Below are 20476 nucleotides of genomic sequence, written 5' to 3' on the forward strand. Positions count from 1 at the left end.
CCTGCGGGACCTGCGCTGGTTAAACAGTTAAGAGGGCCCCGTCGGCGGGGGCGGACAGCCAGGATTTTGCGGGATTACATGATTGGGCGTACCGCCAGAGCTGGTCGCGTGATGACGCGGCATCGATCGGGCGTGGCTCCCGTGCTTGCGACATGGACCATGCTGGCGCTCTCGTGCGTCCTTTCCTCCCCAGCGTGGGCCGAGGCCCTGCCAGAGGCGCTCGCCAAGGCCTACCAGACCAACCCCCAGCTCAATGCCGAGCGCGCACGGCAGCGTGCGACCGACGAGAACGTGCCGCAGGCACTTGCCGGCTATCGACCGCAGATCGTGGCCAGCCTCAGCGCCGGCCTGCAATCGGTGCGCAATCTGCTGCCCGACAACACCATCCAGACCGCCAATCTAAAACCCTGGATCATCGGCGTCACCGTGACGCAGACCCTGTTCAACGGCTTCCGCACCGCCAACAGCGTGCGCGCCGCCGAACTCCAGGTGCAGTCGGGCCGCGAGGCGCTGCGTAATGTCGGCCAGGGCGTGCTGCTCGACGCGGTCACCGCCTACACCAACGTGCTCGCCAACCAGTCGCTGGTCGAAGCGCAGCGCTCCAACGTCGCCTTCCTGCGCGAAACACTCGCCGTGACCCAGCGCCGCCTCAATGCCGGTGATGTCACACCGACCGACACCGCCCAGGCCGAGGCGCGCCTCAACCGCGGCCTTGCCGATCTCAACGCGGCGGAAGTCGCGCTCGCCGTGAGCCAGGCAACCTATACGCAAGTGATCGGCAACGCGCCGTCGCAGCTTCGGCCCGCCGAAGCCGTCGACCGCTATCTGCCGAAGAGCCGCGAGGATGCCATGACGATGGCGATCCGGCAGCATCCGGCGGTGACGGCCGCAAGCTTCGACGTCGACGTCGCCTCCACCAACATCCGCATCGCCGAAGGCACGCTGCTGCCGAGCGCCAGCATCCAGGGCAGCGCCAGCAAGAGCCGCAACAACGACCCGACGCTCGGCACCTTCGCCGAGGATCAGGCCTCGATTGTCGCCAACGTCACCGCCCCGATCTACGACGGCGGCCAGGCCGCGGCGCAGACCCGGCAGGCCAAGGAGATCACGGCGCAGAGCCGGCTCGTGCTCGACCAGGTGCGCAACCAGGCGCGTACGGCCGCAGTCAGCGCCTGGGTTGCCAATGAAGGCGCCAAGATCACGGTCTCGGCCTCGGAGTCCGAAGTGAAGGCGGCTACCGTCGCGCTCCAGGGCGTGCAGCGTGAGGCCGCCGGCGGACAACGTACGACGGTCGACGTGCTGAACTCGCAAGCCGACTTGATCCAGGCCAAGGCGCGCCTCATCAGCGCCAACCGCGACCGCGTCATCGCCTCCTACACGCTGCTCAGCGCGGTCGGCCATCTCGATGTCAAGACGTTGAACCTGAACACGCCGGATTACCTGCCCGAGGTGCACTACCACCAGGTCCGCGACGCCTGGCACGGCTTGCGCACGCCGTCGGGGCAGTAGCAGCCGGCGACGCAGGATCTCCAGCGCGCTGCCCTGCTCGCCCGTCTTGACGTACCCGGTCGTGCGTGTTGACGGCTCACGCCCGCTTGCGGACCTTGTTGAGCAGCTATGCAGCGAAGTGGAGCGGCTTCCGGGCTGATGTGATACTGTCCCAGCCCTATTGCCAAAGATCGTATTACAGGGAGAGAAACCATGCTCAGCCGACGCGGCGTCCTGTTCGCCTCGCTTGCCGCCGGAGTAGCCATGACCAACAGAGCCAACGCCCGTGCGGCGCAGCCTGAGACGCCGATCAATTTCGATGTCCCGGCGCATGCCTGCGACTGCCACACCCACATCCATGGCGATGTCGAAAAGTTTCCGTTCTTCGCAGGGCGCGTCTACACGCCGGAGCCGGCGAGCCCCGAAGAAATGGCCGCGCTGCACAAGGCGCTGCATATCGAGCGAGTGGTGATCGTGACACCAAGCGTCTACGGCACCGATAATTCATCGACCTTGTTCGGCATGAAAGCACGCGGCGCGACCGCGCGCGGAGTGGCCGTGATCGACGACAAGACCACCGAGGCCCAACTCGACACGATGCATCAGGACGGATTCCGCGGCATCCGCCTCAATCTTGCGACCGGCGGCGTCAATGACCCCAATGTCGGCCGACCGCGCTTCACTGCCGCCGTCGAACGGATGAAGGCGCGCGGCTGGCACGTGCAACTCTACACCACGCTCGCCATGATCTCGGCGATCAAGGACCTCGTCGAGACGGCGCCGGTGCCCGTCGTGTTCGACCATTTTGGCGGTCTCGAAGCCTCGCGGGGCCTGGAGCAGCCGGGCTTTTCCGATCTCGTCGCGCTGGTGAAATCCGGCAAGGCCTATGTCAAGATTTCGGCCGCCTACCGGTCATCAAAGCTCGCACCCGACTATCAGGACATGGTGCCCTTCGCGAAGGCGCTGATCGCGGCGAACGCGGATCGCATCGTCTGGGGCACCGACTGGCCGCATCCCGATTCCAGCCGCGTCGAGGGACGCAAGCCCACCGACATCGCGCCGCTCTATCAGATCGACGACGGACGTCTGCTCAATCAGCTGCCAGTATGGGCGCCAGATGCGGACGTGCGCAAGAAGATCCTGGTCGACAATCCGGCGCGTCTCTACGGGTTCTGACGATCAGCGCGCGGGCGGGAGAAAAAGGAGATCAGGACCGGCAAGGTCACGAGGATCACGACCGGCGCCAGCATCATGCCGGTGACGACCACGACCGCGAGCGGCTTCTGCACCTGCGAGCCGATGCCGTCCGACAGCGCCGCCGGCAACAGGCCGACGCCGGCGACGACGCAGGTCATCAGCACCGGCCGAAGCTGCAATTCGCCGGTACGCACCACCGCGCTCATGCGGTCCATGCCTTCCTCGATGAGCTGGTTGAACTGCGACAGGATGATGATGCCGTCCATGACGGCGATGCCGAACAGCGCGATGAAGCCGATCGCCGCGGAGACGCTGAAGGCCGTGCCGGAAATCAAAAGGCCCAGCACGCCGCCGAAGATCGCCATCGGGATCACGCTCATCGCGAGCAGCGTGTCGGTCATCGAGCCAAAATTGAACCAGAGCAGGACGCCGATCAGCGCCAGCGAGATCGGCACCACGATCGACAGCCGCCGGATCGCATCCTGGAGGTTGCCGAACTCGCCGACCCACTCCATGCGCGAGCCGGGGGGCAGCTGCACCTGCTCGGCGATCTTTTGCTGCGCCTCGCGGATCGCGCTGCCGAGGTCGCGTTCGCGTACCGAGAACTTGATCGGCAGATAGCGCTCCTGCTGCTCGCGATAGATGTAGGCGGCGCCGGAGACGAGGCTGATGTTGGCGACCTCGCTCAGGGGGATCTGCGTGACGGTGCCGTTCGGTCCCGGCGCGCCGATCCGCAAATTCTGGATCGCCTCCGCGCTTCTGCGGTATTCCGGCGCGAGGCGCACGATGATCGGGAAGTGGCGGTCGCTGCCAGGCTCATAGAGATCGCCCGCAGTGTCGCCGCCGATTGCGACCTTGATCGTGGCGTTGATGTCGCCGGGGGCGAGACCATAGCGCGCAGCCTTGGCACGATCGATGTCGATCTGGATAGTCGGCTGCCCGAGCGAGGTGAACACCGCAAGATCGGTGACGCCCTGCACGGTGGCCAGCACCGACTTGATCTTGTTGGCGGTGTCGGTCAGCGCCTGGAGGTCGCTGCCGAACAGCTTGATCGAGTTCTCGCCCTTCACGCCGGAAACGGCTTCGGAGACATTGTCCTGGAGATATTGCGAGAAGTTGAACTCGACGCCGGGGAAGCGGTCGTCGAGCTGCTTGAACAGTTGCGCGGTCAGCTCTTCCTTGTCGCGCGTGCCGGGCCACTGGCTCGCGGGCTTGAGCGGCGCGAAGAACTCGGCGTTGAAGAAGCCGGCGGCGTCGGTGCCGTCGTCGGGACGGCCGTGCTGCGACACCACGGACTCGACCTCGGGCCGGGCGCGGATCACCTTGCGCATCTCGTTGACGTAAGAATTGCCTTCCTGGAGCGAGATGGTCGGCGGCAGCGTGGCGCGGATCCAGAGATTGCCCTCTTCCAGTTTGGGCAAAAATTCGAGACCCAGCAGCCGGCCGAGCGCAACCGTCATCAGCACGAGGCCGACGGCGCCGCCGAGCACGATGTTTCGATTGGCGACCGCCCAATGCAGCAGCGGCGAGTAAAGCCTGTGCAGGATCTGCATGATCCTGGTCTCGGTTTCCTCGACATGGGCGGGCAGGATGATCGCCGATAGCGCCGGGGTGACGGTGAACGTCGCAAGCAGCCCGCCCGCAAGCGCATATGCGTAGGTGCGCGCCATCGGCCCGAAGATATTGCCCTCGACGCCTGACAGCGTGAACAGCGGCAGGAAGGCCGCGATGATGATGGCCGCTGCAAAGAAGATCGAGCGCGAAACGTCGGCCGCAGCGCTGAGGATGGCATGGCTCTTCATGCCGAACAGCGTCTCATGCGACATCTGCTCGGCTTCCGACATCGGCGTGGTCTGGGTCAGGCGTCGAAAGATCGCCTCCACCATGATGACGGTAGCATCGACAATCAAGCCAAAATCAATGGCGCCGACGGACAGCAGGTTCGCCGATTCTCCGCGGAGCACCAGGATGATAACGGCGAAGAAAAGCGCGAACGGAATGGTGGCGCCGACGATCAGCGCGCTGCGCAAGTCACCGAGGAACATCCACTGCAACAGCACGATGAGCAGAATGCCGACCACCATGTTGTGCAGCACGGTGTGGGTGGTGAGCTCAATCAGGTCTCCGCGGTCGTAGATCCGCTCGATGCGCACGCCTGGCGGCAGGATGCTGGAGTTGTTGATGGTTTGAACGAGTTGGTGGACGCGCTTGATGGTCGGCGAGCTCTGCTCGCCGCGGCGCATCAGGACGATGCCCTGCACGATGTCATCGGAATCGTCGATGCCGGCAATGCCCAGACGTGGCTTCTGGCCAACGGTTACGGTGGCGACGTCCTTGACCAGCACCGGATTGCCGCCGGACTGCGCCACCATGGTGTTGGCGAGATCATCGATCGAGCGGATCAGGCCGACGCCGCGCACCACCGCCGATTGCTGGCCGATATTGACGGTGTTGCCGCCGACATTGACGTTGGAATTGCCGACCGCTTGGAGCAATTGCGGCAGCGTCAAGCCGTTGGCGACCAGCTTGTTGAAATCGACCTGGAGCTCGTAGGTCTTGCTCCTGCCGCCCCAGCCGGTGACGTCGATGACGCCCGGCACGGCGCGGAAGCGGCGCTGCAGGATCCAGTCCTGGATGGTCTTTAGGTCAAGCACGCTGTAGTTCGGCGGTCCGACGAGACGATACCTGAAGATTTCGCCGACCGGACTGAGTGGCGATATCTGCGGCTGCACGTTGCCGGGCAGCGGCGCGAGTTGCGCCAGCCGGTTCAGCACCTGCTGCAGCGCCTCGTCATAGGTATAGGCGAAGGAGAACTGGAGTTTGACGTCGGAGAGGCCGTAGAGCGAGATTGTGCGGATAATCGTGAGGTTCTTCAGGCCCGCGACCTGTGTCTCGATCGGAATCGTGATGTAGCGCTCGATCTCCTCTGCCGAGAGGCCCGGACTCTGCGTCACGATGTCGACCATCGGCGGGGTCGGATCGGGATAGGCTTCGATGTTGAGCTGGTTGAACGCGATCAGACCGCCGATCATGACGGCGACGAACATGCCGACCATCAGAAAGCGCCGATTGACGGCAAGGGCAACGAGACGATCCATCAGGTCTTCAGTTTTCTTGGGTCGTCGATCAGCTGCCGGACGCCGCGCGGTCGATGAACAGGCTGCCCCTGGTGACGATCTGCTCGCCAGGTTTCAGATTGCTAGTGACCTCGACGAGGTTGCCGTTGATGAGGCCGATCTTGATCTGGCGCAGCTCGACCGATTTGTCCTCGCGCGCGACCCAGATGCGGACCTTGTCGGCTTCATAGATCAAAGCCTGCTTCGGCACCGCCGGCGCGGCACGGTCGCCGGCCGAGTAGATCGTGACGTTGGCGAACATCTCCGGCTTGAGCAAGCCGTCCTTGTTGTCGATGGTGGCTCGGACCAGGAGGCGGCGGGTGTTGGGATCGATCGCGGCGGCGACGTAGTTGATCCTGGCGGTCAGCGGCCGCCCGGGCAGCGCCATCACGTTGACGGTGATGTCCTGACCGATGCACACCGCGGCCGCATCACTCTCGCGCACGAAGGCGGTGAGCCAGACCGTGGAGAGGTCGCCGATCACGAAGACCGGATCGCTGGCACCGGAACTGACGTACTGGCCAGGGCCGATCTTGCGCTGCACGACCGTGCCCGCGATCGGCGAATAGATCGTGATTTCCGGATTAATGACGCCCTTTTCCTGGAACGCCTTGATGGTCTCGTCGGTGAAGCCGAGGATGCGCAGCTTGTTGCGCGCCGCTTCTAGCGCCGTCATCGAGGAGCGCGTGTCGTTCTGCGCCTGAACCTGGGTCGCCTCCGCCTGCTGATAGTCCTTCAGCGGAATGGCATGGCCCTCATAGAGGTCCTTAGCGCGCTTGAACTGGATGTCGGAGAGCTCAAGCGCCGACCTTGCCTTGTTCTGCGAGGTCATGGCCGCGACGAAATCGTTCTGAGCCTGCACAGTGTCGGCGGCCTCGATCGTGAACAGCGGTTGGCCTTGCTTCAGCATCTCACCCGGTTTGGCGAGCAGCTTGGTGACCCGGCCCGCATAGGGCGAGAACACCGGCGTCGAACGGTCCTCGTCGACCGCGACTTTGCCCTCGGTGACATACTCGGCCCGGAAGCTCTTGGCCTTGACCGGCTCGATCGTCAGCGTCGCCCATTCGGACGGCGTCGGTGTGAAGGTCTGCGCATTCCTGCGCGATTGGCTCGAGATTTCGGAGTGTTTCTTTTCCTTAGATCCCGAATACAGGAAGCCGTAGGCCCCGGCACCGGCGAGCGCTAGTAAAACTACGGAGGTGATCATCCGTTGTTTTGTAAGCACCTGCAATCGCTTGGTATTTTCAACCACCATTGAGCCCGGTCGTGTTTGCGACGATCTCGGCAAATGACTGCCTTATCGGTCGCGCTAATAGTGCTGAATTCCGATTTCAAACAACCTAAAAAACGCTGGGCGCCTCTTGGTCGACGTTAAAATTTCGCGATGTGTCAGCTTCATGTCAGCTTCGCGCCGGCCACTGTGCCGGATGACTGCCGAGCGGCATCGCCGGACGACTCCATTGTGCCGGCGTCGTCGATAGCACCGCCGAATGGCGCACCGCCTTCAACATGCCGAAGCCAGATGGCATGCTCTCGATGAACGCAGCATGTATGGCCTCCCCCGTAAGATCCGGGGTGTCCAGTCCGCCGTCAAGCCGGCCGAGATTCCACAGCCAGCGTCCGGTCTGCGCCAGCGACACGCGGACGTGCCAGCTGCCACCTTCGCGAGCCTGGCGCACTTTGGCCATCATGGCGCCGAACGCCATCAGATAACCGGTGGCGTGGTCGAGCATCTGAGCCGGCAATTCCTTGGGACCGTCGATGCCGGCGGCCTGTCCCTCCGCCTGGTTGAAGCCGGTCGCGGTCTGCACCAGTGAATCGAAGCCGCGCCGCTCTGCCCACGGACCGGCATGGCCATAGGCCGACAGCGTGACATAGACGATGCCGGGATTGGTTTGCGCTGCGTCCTCCGGCGCGAAGCCGAGGGCGGCGAGCGCGCGCGGGCGGTAGCCTTGCGAGAAGACGTCGGTGTCTTGCAACAGGGCGCGCAATTGCGCCCTGCCCGCCTCGCTTTTCAGTTCGATGAAGGTGGTAAGCTTGCCGCGGCCGGTGTCGATGGTGAGCCAGGGGATGGCGGGTAGTTCGGGCCCTGAGACGAGCAGCACGTCCGCGCCGTGCGCAGCGAGCGTGCGGCCTGCGACAGGGCCCGCGATGACGCGGGAGAGATCGAGCACGCGCAGGCCCGCGAGCGGACGATCGCTGTTCGACAATCCCAGGGGCCACGGTTTCGCCGGGGCCTCGCCGATCTTCTCGATCGAGACCAGCGGTAGTTCGGCGAGCGCCCACGCTTGCGGCAGCGCCGACCATTCGTCGTAGCTGCGCATCAGGGCAACGACGCCGCCCGCGGCGTAAGCCGCAGCCTCGAAATCCTCGCCTTTCCATTGCATGAGCGCCGCCTGCACCTTCTCGCGCTCGGGCACGCAGCCGAGTACCTTGCAGACGGCCTCGCGGTGATGCGGGAAATTGGTGTGGCAGCGGACGAAGCGGCCGTCGCCGGTTCTGTAGACGCCGGCGATGGCGTCCCAGGCCGGGGGCGGCGGCTTGTCGTCCACGCGCAAATAGCGCTCGGATCGGCATTCGACGACCGCATGACGCATGTCGACGGAGACGTCCTGCGCCTCACCGCTGCGCAGTCGCCAGATCTCCGCGGCGGCGAGGCCGGCGGCGGCGATCGTCGTCTGGCCGGCGACGGCGACGCGAAAGGAGGATGGGATCTGCGGCTCCTCACCGGTCAGCTGCACGCGGTCGAGCGCGGCGGCCTCGCCGCCTGCGGAGGTCCAGATGCTCTTGAGAATATCGGCCGGGCTTTGCATGGCCGCTTCTCTCCCTGCTCGTTTGCTGTACTTTTCGCGACCATGTCATGATCACAGAAAGGATTGCAATGGCCGCCGTCGATCCCCTCACCGCGGGTGCCGTGTTCGTCGCGACGGCGGCGACGGACGCGGTCTACGTGATGTTCACCTCGGCCGTGGTCGCGCGCAAGCGCGTGCCCGCCGCGACCTGGAGCGCGATCTGGTACCTGCTCTCGTCTTACGCCGTGATCAGCTACACCGAGAACGCCTTCTACGTCGCGTTCGCCGCGATCGGCTCCTGGGTCGGCGCCTACGTCTCGCTGACCTTCCTGCACCGCCCGCCCGGCGGCCCGCCGGTGGGAGCGGCGCTGGAGTGAATGGGCCCCGCCTCTCTCCGCGTCATTGCGAGGAGCCCTTGCGACGAAGCAATCCAGAGTGCTTCCGCGGATGCATTTTTGGATTGCTTCGCTGCGCTCGCAGTGACGAATTGGAGAGTTCAGCATATCTCCCAAAAGAGCTACACTCCCGGCACCAACAACAAGGAAAACCAGACAATGGATCTCGGTCTCAAAGGAAAGAACTCCATCGTGCTCGGCGGCACGCGCGGCATCGGGCGGGCGATCGCGGCGACACTTGCCGGTGAAGGCGCCAATGTCGCTATCTGCGCGCGCAACGCCGATCAGGTTGCGGCCACCGTGGCCGAGCTGAAGGCGAGCGGAATCCGTGCGACCGGCAGTCCAGTCGATGTCACCGACGGCGCGGCGCTGAAAGCCTGGATCGAGAATGCCGCAAAGGAGCTCGGCGGCATCGACATGCTGTTCTCCAATGCCGGCGCGATGGCGCAAGGGCACGACCCCGCGTCCTGGGAGCAGAATTTCCGGCTCGACGTGCTCGGTGCGGTGCATGCCTTCGATGCCGCGCGACCGTTCCTGGAGACAGGCGGCGCCAGCAGTGGCGACGCCGCCTTCGTCATCATCTCGTCGATCTCCGCGGCGCAAGCGGACACCGCCAGCTCCTACGGCCCGATCAAGGCGGCGCTGATCCACATGGCCAAGGGACTAGCGCGGCAATATGCCAAGAAGAAGATCCGGGTCAACGTGGTCTCGCCCGGCACGGTCTATTTCAAGGGCGGCGTCTGGGAGATGATCGAGCAGAACATGCCGGAGCGCTACAAGGATGCGATGAGCCGCAACCCGACCGGCCGCATGGCGACGCCGCAGGAGATCGCGAGCGCCGCGGTGTTTCTGGCAAGCCCGGTGTCAGGGTTCACCACTGGGTCCAATCTCGTCGTGGACGGCGCGATTTCGAACCGAGTGAATTTTTAGGGCACGGCATCATCATCGAAGAACTCGTAGGGAGGGCAAAGCGAAGCGTGCCCACCGCTTTCGCGACAGCCGCTGGAAGGTGGGCACGGCGCTTACGCGCCTTTGCCACCCGACGGCAGTAAGCGTGTGGCGGCATCTCGCGTCACATCTCAATGAAAATCCCGCGATGGCGGCAGGGTGCGGACGTTGCGGGGGTGGCGGATTTTCTGCGCCGGGCTATCCGCGTGAGCACGGGGATCGTCGTTGAGCGGCTCGACCAGGGCGGTGCCTGCCGGCACCGGATGCTTGCGGCTTAAGGCATCGTTGGCGAGACCTATCAGATCGTGCGAGCGGTCGATCATGCGCTGAGCGATGAGATGCGTCACCTTTTCAGGGCTGCTCTGGATGTAGCCTTCAACCAGGATGAGGCGCGCGCCCATCACCTCCTTGCGGTATTGCTCCATGATCTTGGGCCACACCACGACATTGGCGATGCCGGTTTCGTCCTCTAGCGTCATGAACACGACGCCGCTGGCGCTGCCCGGCCGCTGCCGCACCAAGACCACGCCGGCGCAGCGGACGCGGCGCCGCTCGTTCTCATGGCTGACATCCTTGCAGGCGATGACGCGCTCGCGCGAGAACATCTCGCGGAGGAATTCCATCGGGTGGCCCTTCAGCGACAGGCGGATGGTCTGATAGTCGGCGACCACTTGCTCGGCGCGCGGCATCACTGGCAGCGGCCTTGCGTGCTCGTCCGGCTGCTCGCGCGCGGTGGCCGCCTCGAACAGCGGCAGCGGCACGTCGTCGGGCAGCCGCCGCACCTGCCATAGCGCCTCGCGGCGGTCGAGCCCGAGCGAGCGGAACGCATCGGCATCCGCCAGCAGGATCAGCGCGCGCTTGGGCAGGCCGGTGTCGCGCGCAAAATCTTCGAGCGAGGTGAAGGGACGGCGGTTGCGGGCGGCGACGATGCGGTCGGCCCAGTCCTCTCTCCTGTCATTCCGGCGCGATGCGGCGGCGTCGAGCCCGGAATCCATTACGTCAGGCGTATGCGGCCCGACGGCTTCCGGGCTCGCGCCAAGTGGCGCGTCCCCATTGCGCAATTGCGCAATGGGGAATGACGACTGAGAGCACTTTAGCCTCTCCTCATCCTCGTCCAACCAGTGAAAGCCGTCGATCTGGCGGAAGCCGAGGCGCACGGCGCAGTATTTGCCTCTCCCCTGCTCCAACGTGTTCTGCGCAAAACTGTAGGACACGTCGATGTCGCGCACCTCGACGCCGTTCTTGCGAGCATCCCCGACGATCTGCGCCGGGGCATAAAAGCCCATCGGCTGCGAGTTCAAGAGGCCGCAGCAGAAGGCGTCGGGGTGGTAATGCTTCAGCCATGAAGAAATGTAGACGAGCTGCGCAAAGCTCGCGGCATGGCTCTCCGGAAAGCCGTAAGAGCCAAAACCCTTGATCTGATCAAAGCAGCTTCGGGCAAAGTCGGGATCGTAGCCGCGCGCGACCATGTTGCCGATCAGCTTGTCCTCGTATTTGCCGATGGTGCCGATATTGCGGAAGGTCGCCATCGAGCGGCGCAGGCCATTGGCCTCCTCGGAGGTGAATTTTGCCGCCTCGATCGCGATGCGCATCGCCTGTTCTTGGAACAGCGGGACGCCCTTGGTCTTATGCAGAACCTTGTAGAGCTCGTCCGCGGGACCATGCTCGGGCGATGGCGAGGGATAGCTCACTTTTTCCAGGCCGTTCCGCCGCCGTAAGTAAGGATGCACCATATCGCCCTGGATCGGGCCCGGACGTACGATCGCGACTTCGATGACGAGATCATAGAACGTCCGCGGCTTCAACCGCGGCAGCATGTTCATCTGTGCGCGGCTTTCGACCTGGAACACGCCGAGCGATTCCCCGTCGCAAAGCATGTCATAGACTTTGGGGTCGTCCTGCGGGACGCTCGCCAGCACCCAGCGCTCGCCCTTATGCTCCGCGATCAAATCAAAACACTTGCGGATACAGGTCAGCATGCCCAGCGCCAGCACGTCGACCTTCATCATGCTGAGCGCGTCGACGTCGTCCTTGTCCCATTCGATGAAGGTGCGATCGTCCATCGCGGCGTTGCCGATCGGCACATAGGTGTCGAGCCGGTCCTGCGTCAGCACATAACCGCCCACATGCTGGGAGAGATGGCGCGGGAATTCGATCAGTTCGGTTGCGAGCTCGACCGCGAGGTTGATCATGGGATTGTTGGGATCGAGCCCGGCCTGCCTGACTTGCATGTCGTTAAGACCCTTGCCCCAGCTTCCCCAGACGGTGTCGGCGAGCGCGGCAGTGACATCTTCGGTCAGGCCCAGCGCCTTGCCCACGTCGCGAATGGCACTGCGCGGGCGATAATGGATGACGGTGGCGATGATCGCGGCGCGGTGGCGGCCGTAGCGACGATAGACATATTGCATCACCTCCTCGCGCCGCGAATGCTCGAAATCGACATCGATATCGGGCGGCTCCAGCCGCTCCTTGGAGATGAAGCGCTCGAACAACAGATCGACCTTGGTCGGATCGACCGAGGTGATGCCAAGCACGTAGCACACGGCCGAGTTCGCCGCCGATCCCCGCCCCTGGCACAGGATATTCTGGCTGCGCGCGTAGCGCACGATGTCGTGCACGGTGAGGAAGTAATGCGCGTATCTCAGCTCGGCAATCAGCGTGAGCTCTTTCTTCAGCGTAGCGTACAGTTTCTCGTCGATTTTGGTGATGCCGCCGAAATATTTGTCGACACCGGCCCAGGTCAGATCCTCAAGATGACCTTGCGCGGTCTTGCCCGGCGGCACCGGCTCGTCCGGATATTGGTATTTGAGCTGATCGAGCGAGAAGTCGATTGCATCGGCAAAGCGCATGGTCTCCGCGATCGCCTCGGGGAAATCGCGGAACAGCCGCGACATCTCCTGCGGCGCCTTCAAGAACCGCTCGGCATTGGCTTCCAGCTTCCGTCCGACCGCTTCGATCGTGGTCTTTTCCCGGATGCAGGTCAGCACGTCCTGGAGAGGACGGCGCGCGGGATGATGATAGAGCACCTCGTTGGTCGCGAGCAACGGCACTCTTGCTTTTGCCGCGAGATCATCGAGCCGCGCCAGCCGGCGCCGGTCGTCGCCGCGATAGATCAGGCTCGCCGCCAGCCACACGCCCTCGGCGCGGCTGTCCTTGAGTTTTGCAAGAACATCCAGCGCCTGTGCGGGTTCGAAACGATGCGGCAGCGTCAGGACCAGGAGCTGGCCTTCTGAAAACTCGATGAGGTCGGCGAAGGTGAGACGACACTCGCCCTTCTCGATCCGCGTGATGTCGTCGCCGCGCTTGCCCTTGGTGAGAAGCTGGCACAGCCGACCATAGGCCCCGCGGTCACGCGGATAGACCAGAATGTCCGGCGTGCCGTCGATGAAGACGATGCGCGCACCGATCAGGAGTTTCGGCTTGTGCAGCACCTCGGCATTGTCGAGCTCCTTGTAGGCGCGCACCACGCCGGCCAGCGTGTTGTGATCGGCGATGCCGATCGCGGGAATGCCGAGGATGCTGGCCTGATGCACATAGGCGCGCGGATCCGAGCCGCCGCGCAGGAAGGAAAAATTGGTGGTGATGCCGATCTCGGCATAGGCAGGCGTATTCATGCGAAGAGACCGTGCACATACCAGCCGGGAGAAGCGGGTTTGCCGTCGTCGTCGAACACCTCCCCCTCATAAAGACCGTCGCGAAAGATCCAGAAGCGCAGGCCTTCGGCATCCTCGATGCGGAAATAGTCCCGCGTGAGCTGCTTGCCGTCCTGCCGCCACCATTCCATCGCGATGCGCTCGGGCCCTTCCACCCGCACCACCGCATGCAGCGCGCGGCGCCAGGTGAATTGATGCGGCGGGCCGTCCGGCACGGTCGCAAATGGCACCTTGATCGGCTCCGGCTTGTCGAACAGCCGCAAGGGACGCAGCGGCGGCTCGTTCTCGGCCCGCGCAGGCCATTCCGCCTGCATGGCGGCGGCGAGATGATGCTGCGCCGGCGCGGCTACAACCGCGCATTCAGGGATATGGGTGTCCTGCGGCAGGTGCACGACGACACGCTTGCCGCCGATGCGCGCGGCAATGCGGTCGATCAGTGCGGCGATTTCGTCATTGTCGTGGGCATGGGCATCGAGATCGCGCTGCTCCTGCACCACGATTTCTGTACGGTTCGCCGACAGCCGCACCATGTCGAAGCCGAAGCCAGGATCGAGCGGATCGGCGAGCGCATCGAGACGCTCGCGAAACAGCCGGTCGATGACCGCGCTGCGCGTCACCGGACGCCCGGTCTCGACCGTAATCGCGCGCACCACGCCGTCGGTGCGGAAGAACGCGGCTTCCAGGCGTCGCGCGCCCTTGCCCTGCTTCTCCATGGATGCGATCAACGTGTCGGCAAGCCGCGACAGCGTCATCGCGATCATGGTGTCGGTCGCGATCGGCTCGGCGAAACGTTTTTCCACGATGTAGTCGGGCAGCGGTTTTCGCGGGTTGATCGGCGCATCGCCCTGCCCCAGCGCATGCGCCAGCAGCGTGGAGAACCGGGCGCCGAACCGCGCCGTGATCTCGCTCGGCGAGCGCGAGGCGACGTCGCCGATGGTCTTCAAACCGGCGCGACGCAAGCCTGTGGTGATGACTTCACCTGCACCGAGCGCGGAAATCGGAAATCGGCTGATCGCCTCCGCCTCCTCGCCATCGGCCACGATGGTGCCCGTGGCCTGCCGCGTCAGCGTGCGTGCGCAGATCGAGGTGCCGGCGATCGCCGCGCTGATGGCAAACCCCTGCCGGGCCAATGCGCGAACCAACGTCCGTAACAACGCGGCCTCACCACCGAATAGATGCGCGCAGCCGGTGATGTCCAGAAACAGGCCGTGCGGCGGATCGAGCGCCACCAGCGGCGTGAAGCGGTCGCACCAGTCCGCGACATCGCTCAGCGTCTTCGCATCGGCCACAATATCGGCGTCGAACACTTTCAGGTCCGGACACATCGCCCGCGCATTGGCCAAGGGCTGACCTATATACAGGCCGAGGCGCTCGGCGGCCTCGTCGAGCGCATGGATCACCAGCGCATTGTTGTCCTTGATGACGACGATGCTTGGATCATTGCTCTTATGCAGTCCGACGTTCCCAAAGAACCGCTGAATCCGGTCGATGGGCAGGCGTGGCAGCCACAGGCTGAGAATACGTCGACGGCTCACTGAACTGGCACTCATCACATTTCCATTCCATGGTCCACCGGCCACATGGGCCATGACGATTGCGCAAGAGCTCGGCATCGAAGCGCGGCGCGCCCCAGGCACTCGACACCGGGCCCGGCGGTGAATGCGCTGCGCGCAGCATCCATCGTGTTTCCGCGGTCGAGGGCAGCGGCTGCGCCGCCATGCGCAGCAAGAGCCCGGTGACACCGGAAGCTTGCGCGGCCAGCGTCAGCTTGCGGCTCGCCACGAGATCGAACTGCCTGGTCTCGCCCCAGAGCTCGAGCACCAAGGCCCCCAGCGCATCGCAGGCAAGCGCGTCGGCTGAGCTGCGCAGTGCGCTCTCGACATCAGCGGCGCGCACCATCACCACGCGGCGCGGATCGAGACCGAACTCGGCGAGCCCGCTCATCGACAGCGCGCCGGTTTCGATTTCCGAAAAATCCTGCCGCACCCACAGCAGCGGCCGGCGCGCCGAAACGCGGCCCGCAAGCCCCATGACAAAGCCCGTTGCGGCCGTCCCCTGCCGGCCCTCACAAAACACCTCATGGATCGCCGCACGTGCGAGCCCGCCCTTCAGCGCGCTGTCCGCCTCGCTGTGGCCGAGCGCGACGCGATCGCGCTGATGCACGACCTCCGCCGTCTCGATGCGCTCGATCTGGCTGCGCAAGGTCGCAAGCGCGCTTCTGCGTGCGCCGCTCATGCTCGCCGCTCCTTCAGGGGTGATTGCCGGTGGCTCTCAAAAAGAGAACCAGCGGCTGGCTCATTTGTTCATGATATGTTCTAATATAAAGCTAACGCCGCCCTGGGAGTCAATCGAATTGGCGCGCTTTAGGATTCATGAGTGGAATCAAAGAGATTCAAACATGGACGTACAACGCAAGCTGGAAATCCTGGCGGATGCTGCCAAGTACGACGCATCCTGCGCCTCCAGCGGCACCGAGAAGCGGGATTCCAGCGACGGCAAGGGCATGGGCTCGACCGCGCCGGGCATGGGCATCTGCCATTCTTACGCGCCGGATGGACGCTGCATCTCCCTGCTCAAGGTGCTGCTGACCAATGCCTGCAATTACGATTGCCTCTATTGCGTCAACCGCGCCTCCTCCAACGTGCCGCGCGCCCGCTTCACCATCGACGAGGTCGTCAAGCTGACGCTCGACTTCTACCGGCGCAATTACATCGAGGGCCTGTTTCTCTCCTCCGGCATCATCCGCAGTCCCGATTACACCATGGAGCAAGTGGTCAGCGTCGCGCGAAAACTGCGCGAGGAGCATCACTTCCGCGGCTACATCCACCTCAAGACGATTCCCGAAGCCGACGATGCGCTGATCGCAGCAGCCGGCCAATATGCCGACCGTCTCTCCATCAACATCGAGATGCCGCAGGAGACGAGCCTCAAGCAATTCGCGCCGGAGAAGGACGTGCGCGCGATCCGCCGCACCATGGGCCGGCTGCGGCTCAAGCTCGATGAAGCCGAGGAAGGCCGCAGCGCGAAAACGAAGGCCAAGCCGCAGCGCTTTGCGCCGGCTGGGCAAAGCACGCAGATGATCGTCGGCGCCGACACGGCCTCCGATCACACCATTCTCCACACCAGCGCCAATCTCTACGGCGCCTACCGCCTGCGCCGCGTCTATTATTCCGCGTTCAGCCCGATCCCCGACGCCAGCCGCGCCCTGCCCTTGCGCGCGCCGCCCTTGCTGCGCGAGCACCGCCTCTATCAGGCCGACTGGCTGATGCGGTTCTACGGCTTCGACGTCGGCGAGATCGTCGACGACAGCGCGATGCTGCCGCTCGACATCGATCCAAAGCTCGCCTGGGCACTGCGCCACCGCGACCGCTTTCCGCTCGATGTCAACCGCGCCAGCCGCGAGGAATTGCTGCGCGTGCCGGGCTTCGGCACCAAAGCAGTCGAACGCATCATCGCGACGCGGCGCACGACAATGATCCGCCTCGCCGATCTCGCGCGGCTGCACGTGCCCCGGCACAAGGCGCTGCCGTTCATCGTCCTCAGCGATCACCGCCCCTCACCGCATTGTCTCGACGAGGCGCGGCTGATCGAGCGGTTCAAGCCAAAGGCGACGCAACTGGGATTTGGCTTCTGATGCAATTCATCACTCTCGATCATGAAACCGATTTCGAAGGCTGGCGCAAAGCCGCACGTAGCCTCGTGCTTCACCGCGTCAGGCCAGCCGATGTCACCTGGGCCGTGCAGGGAGGCGAAGCGGAGCTGTTCGCGCCGCCCTCGCCGTCTCTGCTGCCGGAGGGCAGCGATAGCACCTTCAACGTCTCCGCGAAATTCGTCGAGCTCGCCAAAGCGGCAATCCTGCACCGCGACCGCGAACGCTTTGCGATCCTCTATCGCCTGCTATTTCGGCTGAAGGACAATCACGATCTCATCGAGGTCGCAACCGATCCCGATGTCGCGCAAGTCACGGCCATGGCGAAGGCAGTCTACCGCGACGAGCACAAGATGCATGCCTTCGTGCGCTTCCGCGAAATCGGCAGGGAACGCCAGGCGCATTACGTCGCCTGGTTCGAGCCGGAACATCACATCGTCGAGCTCGCCGCGCCATTTTTCGCCAAGCGCTTTGCCGACATGCCCTGGTCGATCCTGACGCCCGACCTCTGCGCGCATTGGGATGGCCACGCACTCTCGTTCACGCCGGGCGTCAGCAAGAGCGAGGCGCCCGGCGAAGACCGTCTGGAGGAAACCTGGCGGCGCTATTATGCCAGCATCTTCAATCCGGCCCGGCTCAAGGTGAAGCCGATGCAGGCCGAGATGCCGAAAAAATACTGGAGGAACCTGCCCGAGGCTTCGATCATTAAGCCCTTGATCGAGGACGCCGAGCGCATGACCGGCGCCATGATCGCCAATGCCGCAACCGATCCGCACAAGCCTCAGAAGCGGCCGGAGGCTCCGATGAAACGCAAAACCACAACCGACGATCTCGACGCGCTTCGCGAGGAGGCCGCGCATTGCCGCGCCTGCCATCTCTACAAGGACGCGACCCAGACGGTGTTCGGCGAGGGCCCGAAGTCCGCCAACATCATGCTGGTCGGCGAGCAGCCCGGCGACAAGGAAGACCTCGCCGGCCATCCCTTTGTCGGCCCGGCCGGCCAGATGCTCGATCGCGCGCTCGAGGAAGCCGGCGTCGATCGCAAGAAGGTCTATGTCACCAATGCCGTCAAGCACTTCAAATTCGTGCCGCGCGGCAAGATCCGCCTGCACCAGAAGCCGAATACGCCGGAGATCCGGGCGTGCCGGCAATGGTATGAGCGGGAGCTGGCGGCCGTTCAGCCCGATCTCGTCGTCGCGATGGGCGCCACCGCCGCGCAAAGCGTGTTCGGCAAGATCACGCCCATCGGCAAAAACCGAGGCCGGTTGATCGACCTTCCCGACGGGCGCAAGGCTTTGGTGACGGTGCATCCGTCTTATCTGCTGCGGCTGCCCGATCCCGAGGCCAAGGTGCTGGAATATCAGCGCTTTGTCGAAGATTTGAAGATCGCGGCCGGCTTGCAGAAGAAGGCTGCACGGGCTGCTTAAATACTGGCAGGAAGGCGGCTTTCACGCCTTGGTTGTCATCCAGCCTTCAAATCCATCGCGGACAATACCCTTACCTGAAGGTTAAGGGGCGTCCAGAGATGACCGATGTAGCATTCGACCGCGCCGTAACAGATCGCGCGCCCGTCCAGCAGGCGTCGCGGCCAAATCTCGACAAGGGCTTCAATCCGCTGACGCTGATCCTGTTCTTCGGCATCCTCGCCGCGGGCGCGCTGTTCGTCGCCTACAGCATCTATGTCGACATCAACGCGACCGGCACGCGGGTGACGACCTACCTGCCCTACATCCTCCTATTCGTCGCGCTCCTCATCGCGCTCGGCTTCGAGTTCGTCAACGGCTTCCACGACACCGCCAATGCGGTGGCCACCGTGATCTACACCCATTCGCTGCCGGCCGAAGTCGCGGTGATGTGGTCGGGCTTCTTCAACTTCCTCGGCGTGCTCTTGTCCTCCGGCGCGGTCGCGTTCGGCATCGTCTCGCTGCTGCCGGTCGAGCTGATCCTCCAGGTCGGCTCCAGCGCCGGTTTCGCCATGGTGTTCGCGCTTCTGATCGCCGCGATCCTCTGGAATCTCGGCACCTGGTTCTTCGGCCTGCCCGCCTCGTCCTCGCACACGCTGATCGGCTCGATCATCGGCGTCGGGGTCGCCAACGCCGTCATGCGCGGCCGCGACGGCACCTCCGGCGTGGACTGGAGCAAGGCGACCGAGATCGGTTACGCGCTGCTGCTGTCGCCGCTGTTCGGCTTCATCTGTGCCGCCGTGCTGTTGCTGCTGCTCAAGTTCATCGTGCGCAATCCGTCTCTGTACGCGGCACCTGAGGGCAACAAGGCGCCGCCACTCTGGATCCGGGGCCTGCTGATCCTGACCTGCACCGGCGTCAGCTTCGCCCACGGCTCCAATGACGGCCAGAAGGGCATGGGCCTGATCATGCTGATCCTGATCGGCACCGTGCCGACGGCTTACGCCCTCAACCGGGCGCTGCCGGAATCTCAGGTCGCCCAGTTCCAGAAGGCCTCCGAGGCTGCCTCCAAGGTGATCTCGGCGAAAGGCGCCGGCCACAGCATCATCGGCGATCCTCGCCCGGCGGTGACGCAATACATCGCCCTGCACGAGCTCAACGATGGTACCTATCCCTCGCTCGCCCTGCTGGTGAAGGACGTTGGCGATCAGGTCGCTCGATACGGCACGTTGAGCAAGGTACCCGCCGAAGCCGTCGGCAACACCCGCAACGACATGTACCTGACCTCGGAAGCGATCCGCTTCCTGATGAAGGATAAGGCGAACGATCTCAACAAGGACGAGATCGCGGTGCTCAACACCTACAAGGGCTCGCTCGACGCCGCGACCAAGTTCATCCCGACCTGGGTGAAGATCGCAGTCGCCATCGCGCTCGGCCTCGGCACCATGATCGGCTGGAAGCGCATCGTTATCACCGTCGGCGAGAAGATCGGCAAAAGCCATCTCACCTATGCGCAGGGAGCCTCGGCCGAGCTCGTGGCCGCCGCCACGATCGGCGCGGCCGACGTGTTCGGCCTGCCCGTCTCGACCACTCACGTGCTGTCGTCCGGCGTCGCCGGCACCATGGCGGCCAACGGCTCGGGCCTGCAATGGTCGACCATCCGCAATCTGCTGATGGCCTGGGTGCTGACGCTGCCCTGCGCGATCATGTTGTCGGCCACGCTCTACGTGATCTTCTCGCGGATGTTCTGAGAAGAACGACACTTCATAAATGCGGATGGCCGGGCCTTAGCCCGGCCATTTGCATTCAAGATTGTCATTCCGGGGCGGCTCGAA

Annotated in this window: 13 protein-coding genes; 7 read left to right on the plus strand and 6 right to left on the minus strand. The window is 64.2% G+C overall.

Annotation, left to right across the window (positions count from 1 at the left end):
• Positions 1–159: 159 nt before the first annotated feature.
• Entirely contained in the window at positions 160–1509 is a 1350-nt protein-coding gene (locus IVA92_RS00185) for a TolC family outer membrane protein (RefSeq protein ID WP_346015545.1), read from the plus strand.
• A 192-nt stretch (positions 1510–1701) separates the two neighbouring features.
• Positions 1702–2664, plus strand: coding sequence for an amidohydrolase family protein (locus tag IVA92_RS00190; protein WP_247276672.1), 963 nt, complete (start codon positions 1702–1704; stop codon positions 2662–2664).
• On the opposite strand, the gene IVA92_RS00195 is transcribed toward IVA92_RS00190, so the two are convergent.
• The 3 genes from IVA92_RS00195 to IVA92_RS00205 form a co-directional block, all read right to left on the minus strand.
• Positions 2652–5783, minus strand: coding sequence for a CusA/CzcA family heavy metal efflux RND transporter (locus IVA92_RS00195; RefSeq protein ID WP_247276673.1), 3132 nt, complete (start codon positions 5781–5783; stop codon positions 2652–2654). The two genes, IVA92_RS00190 and IVA92_RS00195, sit on opposite strands and share 13 nt — an antisense overlap.
• A 28-nt stretch (positions 5784–5811) precedes the next feature.
• Positions 5812–7056, minus strand: a complete 1245-nt coding sequence (locus IVA92_RS00200; RefSeq protein ID WP_247276674.1) for an efflux RND transporter periplasmic adaptor subunit — start codon at positions 7054–7056, stop codon at positions 5812–5814.
• Between the two features lie 145 nt (positions 7057–7201).
• The gene (locus IVA92_RS00205; RefSeq protein WP_247276675.1) at positions 7202–8614 is read right to left on the minus strand and encodes a CoA transferase; all 1413 of its coding nucleotides are present in this window, start codon (positions 8612–8614) and stop codon (positions 7202–7204) included.
• 68 nt (positions 8615–8682) lie between these two features.
• Here IVA92_RS00205 and IVA92_RS00210 point away from each other — a divergent pair, with 68 nt between their 5' ends.
• Both IVA92_RS00210 and IVA92_RS00215 read left to right on the plus strand, forming a co-directional pair.
• Entirely contained in the window at positions 8683–8970 is a 288-nt protein-coding gene (locus tag IVA92_RS00210; protein WP_247276692.1) for a hypothetical protein, read from the plus strand.
• A gap of 177 nt (positions 8971–9147) precedes the next feature.
• Complete coding sequence (locus tag IVA92_RS00215; protein WP_247276676.1) at positions 9148–9918, plus strand: SDR family oxidoreductase; 771 nt, start codon at positions 9148–9150, stop codon at positions 9916–9918.
• Between the two features lie 149 nt (positions 9919–10067).
• Here IVA92_RS00215 and IVA92_RS00220 read toward each other — a convergent pair whose 3' ends face one another.
• From IVA92_RS00220 to IVA92_RS00230, 3 genes are read right to left on the minus strand one after another with little or no spacing between them, the layout of a single operon-like run.
• Positions 10068–13550 (minus strand): error-prone DNA polymerase, encoded by a 3483-nt coding sequence (locus tag IVA92_RS00220; protein ID WP_247276677.1) that lies wholly within the window; start codon positions 13548–13550, stop codon positions 10068–10070.
• Positions 13547–15139, minus strand: coding sequence for a DNA polymerase Y family protein (locus tag IVA92_RS00225; protein ID WP_247276678.1), 1593 nt, complete (start codon positions 15137–15139; stop codon positions 13547–13549). Before IVA92_RS00225 ends, IVA92_RS00220 begins: the two co-directional genes overlap by 4 nt.
• Positions 15036–15824 carry a DNA repair protein gene (locus IVA92_RS00230; protein ID WP_247276679.1) on the minus strand — a complete coding sequence of 263 codons (789 nt, stop codon included), beginning with the start codon at positions 15822–15824 and terminating at the stop codon, positions 15036–15038. The genes IVA92_RS00225 and IVA92_RS00230 overlap by 104 nt, the downstream gene beginning before the upstream one ends.
• A gap of 163 nt (positions 15825–15987) precedes the next feature.
• Here IVA92_RS00230 and IVA92_RS00235 point away from each other — a divergent pair, with 163 nt between their 5' ends.
• From IVA92_RS00235 to IVA92_RS00245, 3 genes are all read left to right on the plus strand, one after another.
• Positions 15988–17223 carry a putative DNA modification/repair radical SAM protein gene (locus IVA92_RS00235; RefSeq protein ID WP_247276680.1) on the plus strand — a complete coding sequence of 412 codons (1236 nt, stop codon included), beginning with the start codon at positions 15988–15990 and terminating at the stop codon, positions 17221–17223.
• Positions 17223–18665, plus strand: coding sequence for a UdgX family uracil-DNA binding protein (locus IVA92_RS00240; protein ID WP_247276681.1), 1443 nt, complete (start codon positions 17223–17225; stop codon positions 18663–18665). The genes IVA92_RS00235 and IVA92_RS00240 overlap by 1 nt, the downstream gene beginning before the upstream one ends.
• Before the next feature lie 98 nt (positions 18666–18763).
• On the plus strand, positions 18764–20392 hold the full coding sequence (locus IVA92_RS00245) for an inorganic phosphate transporter (protein ID WP_247276682.1): 1629 nt from the start codon (positions 18764–18766) through the stop codon (positions 20390–20392).
• The last annotated feature ends 84 nt before the right edge of the window (positions 20393–20476 follow it).

The sequence above is a fragment of the Bradyrhizobium sp. 154 genome, assembly GCF_023073875.1.
In the GTDB taxonomy this organism is placed as follows: Bacteria; Pseudomonadota; Alphaproteobacteria; order Rhizobiales; family Xanthobacteraceae; genus Bradyrhizobium.

What these genes read in the sequence shown, in the direction of transcription:
- IVA92_RS00200 (WP_247276674.1), bottom strand. Translation starts at nt 7,056, where the DNA reads ATGGTGGTTGAAAATACCAAGCGATTGCAGGTGCTTACAAAACAACGG.
- IVA92_RS00210 (WP_247276692.1), top strand. Translation starts at nt 8,683, where the DNA reads ATGGCCGCCGTCGATCCCCTCACCGCGGGTGCCGTGTTCGTCGCGACG.
- IVA92_RS00240 (WP_247276681.1), top strand. Translation starts at nt 17,223, where the DNA reads ATGCAATTCATCACTCTCGATCATGAAACCGATTTCGAAGGCTGGCGC.
- IVA92_RS00230 (WP_247276679.1), bottom strand. Translation starts at nt 15,824, where the DNA reads ATGAGCGGCGCACGCAGAAGCGCGCTTGCGACCTTGCGCAGCCAGATC.
- IVA92_RS00190 (WP_247276672.1), top strand. Translation starts at nt 1,702, where the DNA reads ATGCTCAGCCGACGCGGCGTCCTGTTCGCCTCGCTTGCCGCCGGAGTA.
- IVA92_RS00195 (WP_247276673.1), bottom strand. Translation starts at nt 5,783, where the DNA reads ATGGATCGTCTCGTTGCCCTTGCCGTCAATCGGCGCTTTCTGATGGTC.
- IVA92_RS00245 (WP_247276682.1), top strand. Translation starts at nt 18,764, where the DNA reads ATGACCGATGTAGCATTCGACCGCGCCGTAACAGATCGCGCGCCCGTC.
- IVA92_RS00185 (WP_346015545.1), top strand. Translation starts at nt 160, where the DNA reads ATGCTGGCGCTCTCGTGCGTCCTTTCCTCCCCAGCGTGGGCCGAGGCC.
- IVA92_RS00220 (WP_247276677.1), bottom strand. Translation starts at nt 13,550, where the DNA reads ATGAATACGCCTGCCTATGCCGAGATCGGCATCACCACCAATTTTTCC.
- IVA92_RS00205 (WP_247276675.1), bottom strand. Translation starts at nt 8,614, where the DNA reads ATGCAAAGCCCGGCCGATATTCTCAAGAGCATCTGGACCTCCGCAGGC.
- IVA92_RS00225 (WP_247276678.1), bottom strand. Translation starts at nt 15,139, where the DNA reads ATGAGTGCCAGTTCAGTGAGCCGTCGACGTATTCTCAGCCTGTGGCTG.
- IVA92_RS00215 (WP_247276676.1), top strand. Translation starts at nt 9,148, where the DNA reads ATGGATCTCGGTCTCAAAGGAAAGAACTCCATCGTGCTCGGCGGCACG.
- IVA92_RS00235 (WP_247276680.1), top strand. Translation starts at nt 15,988, where the DNA reads ATGGACGTACAACGCAAGCTGGAAATCCTGGCGGATGCTGCCAAGTAC.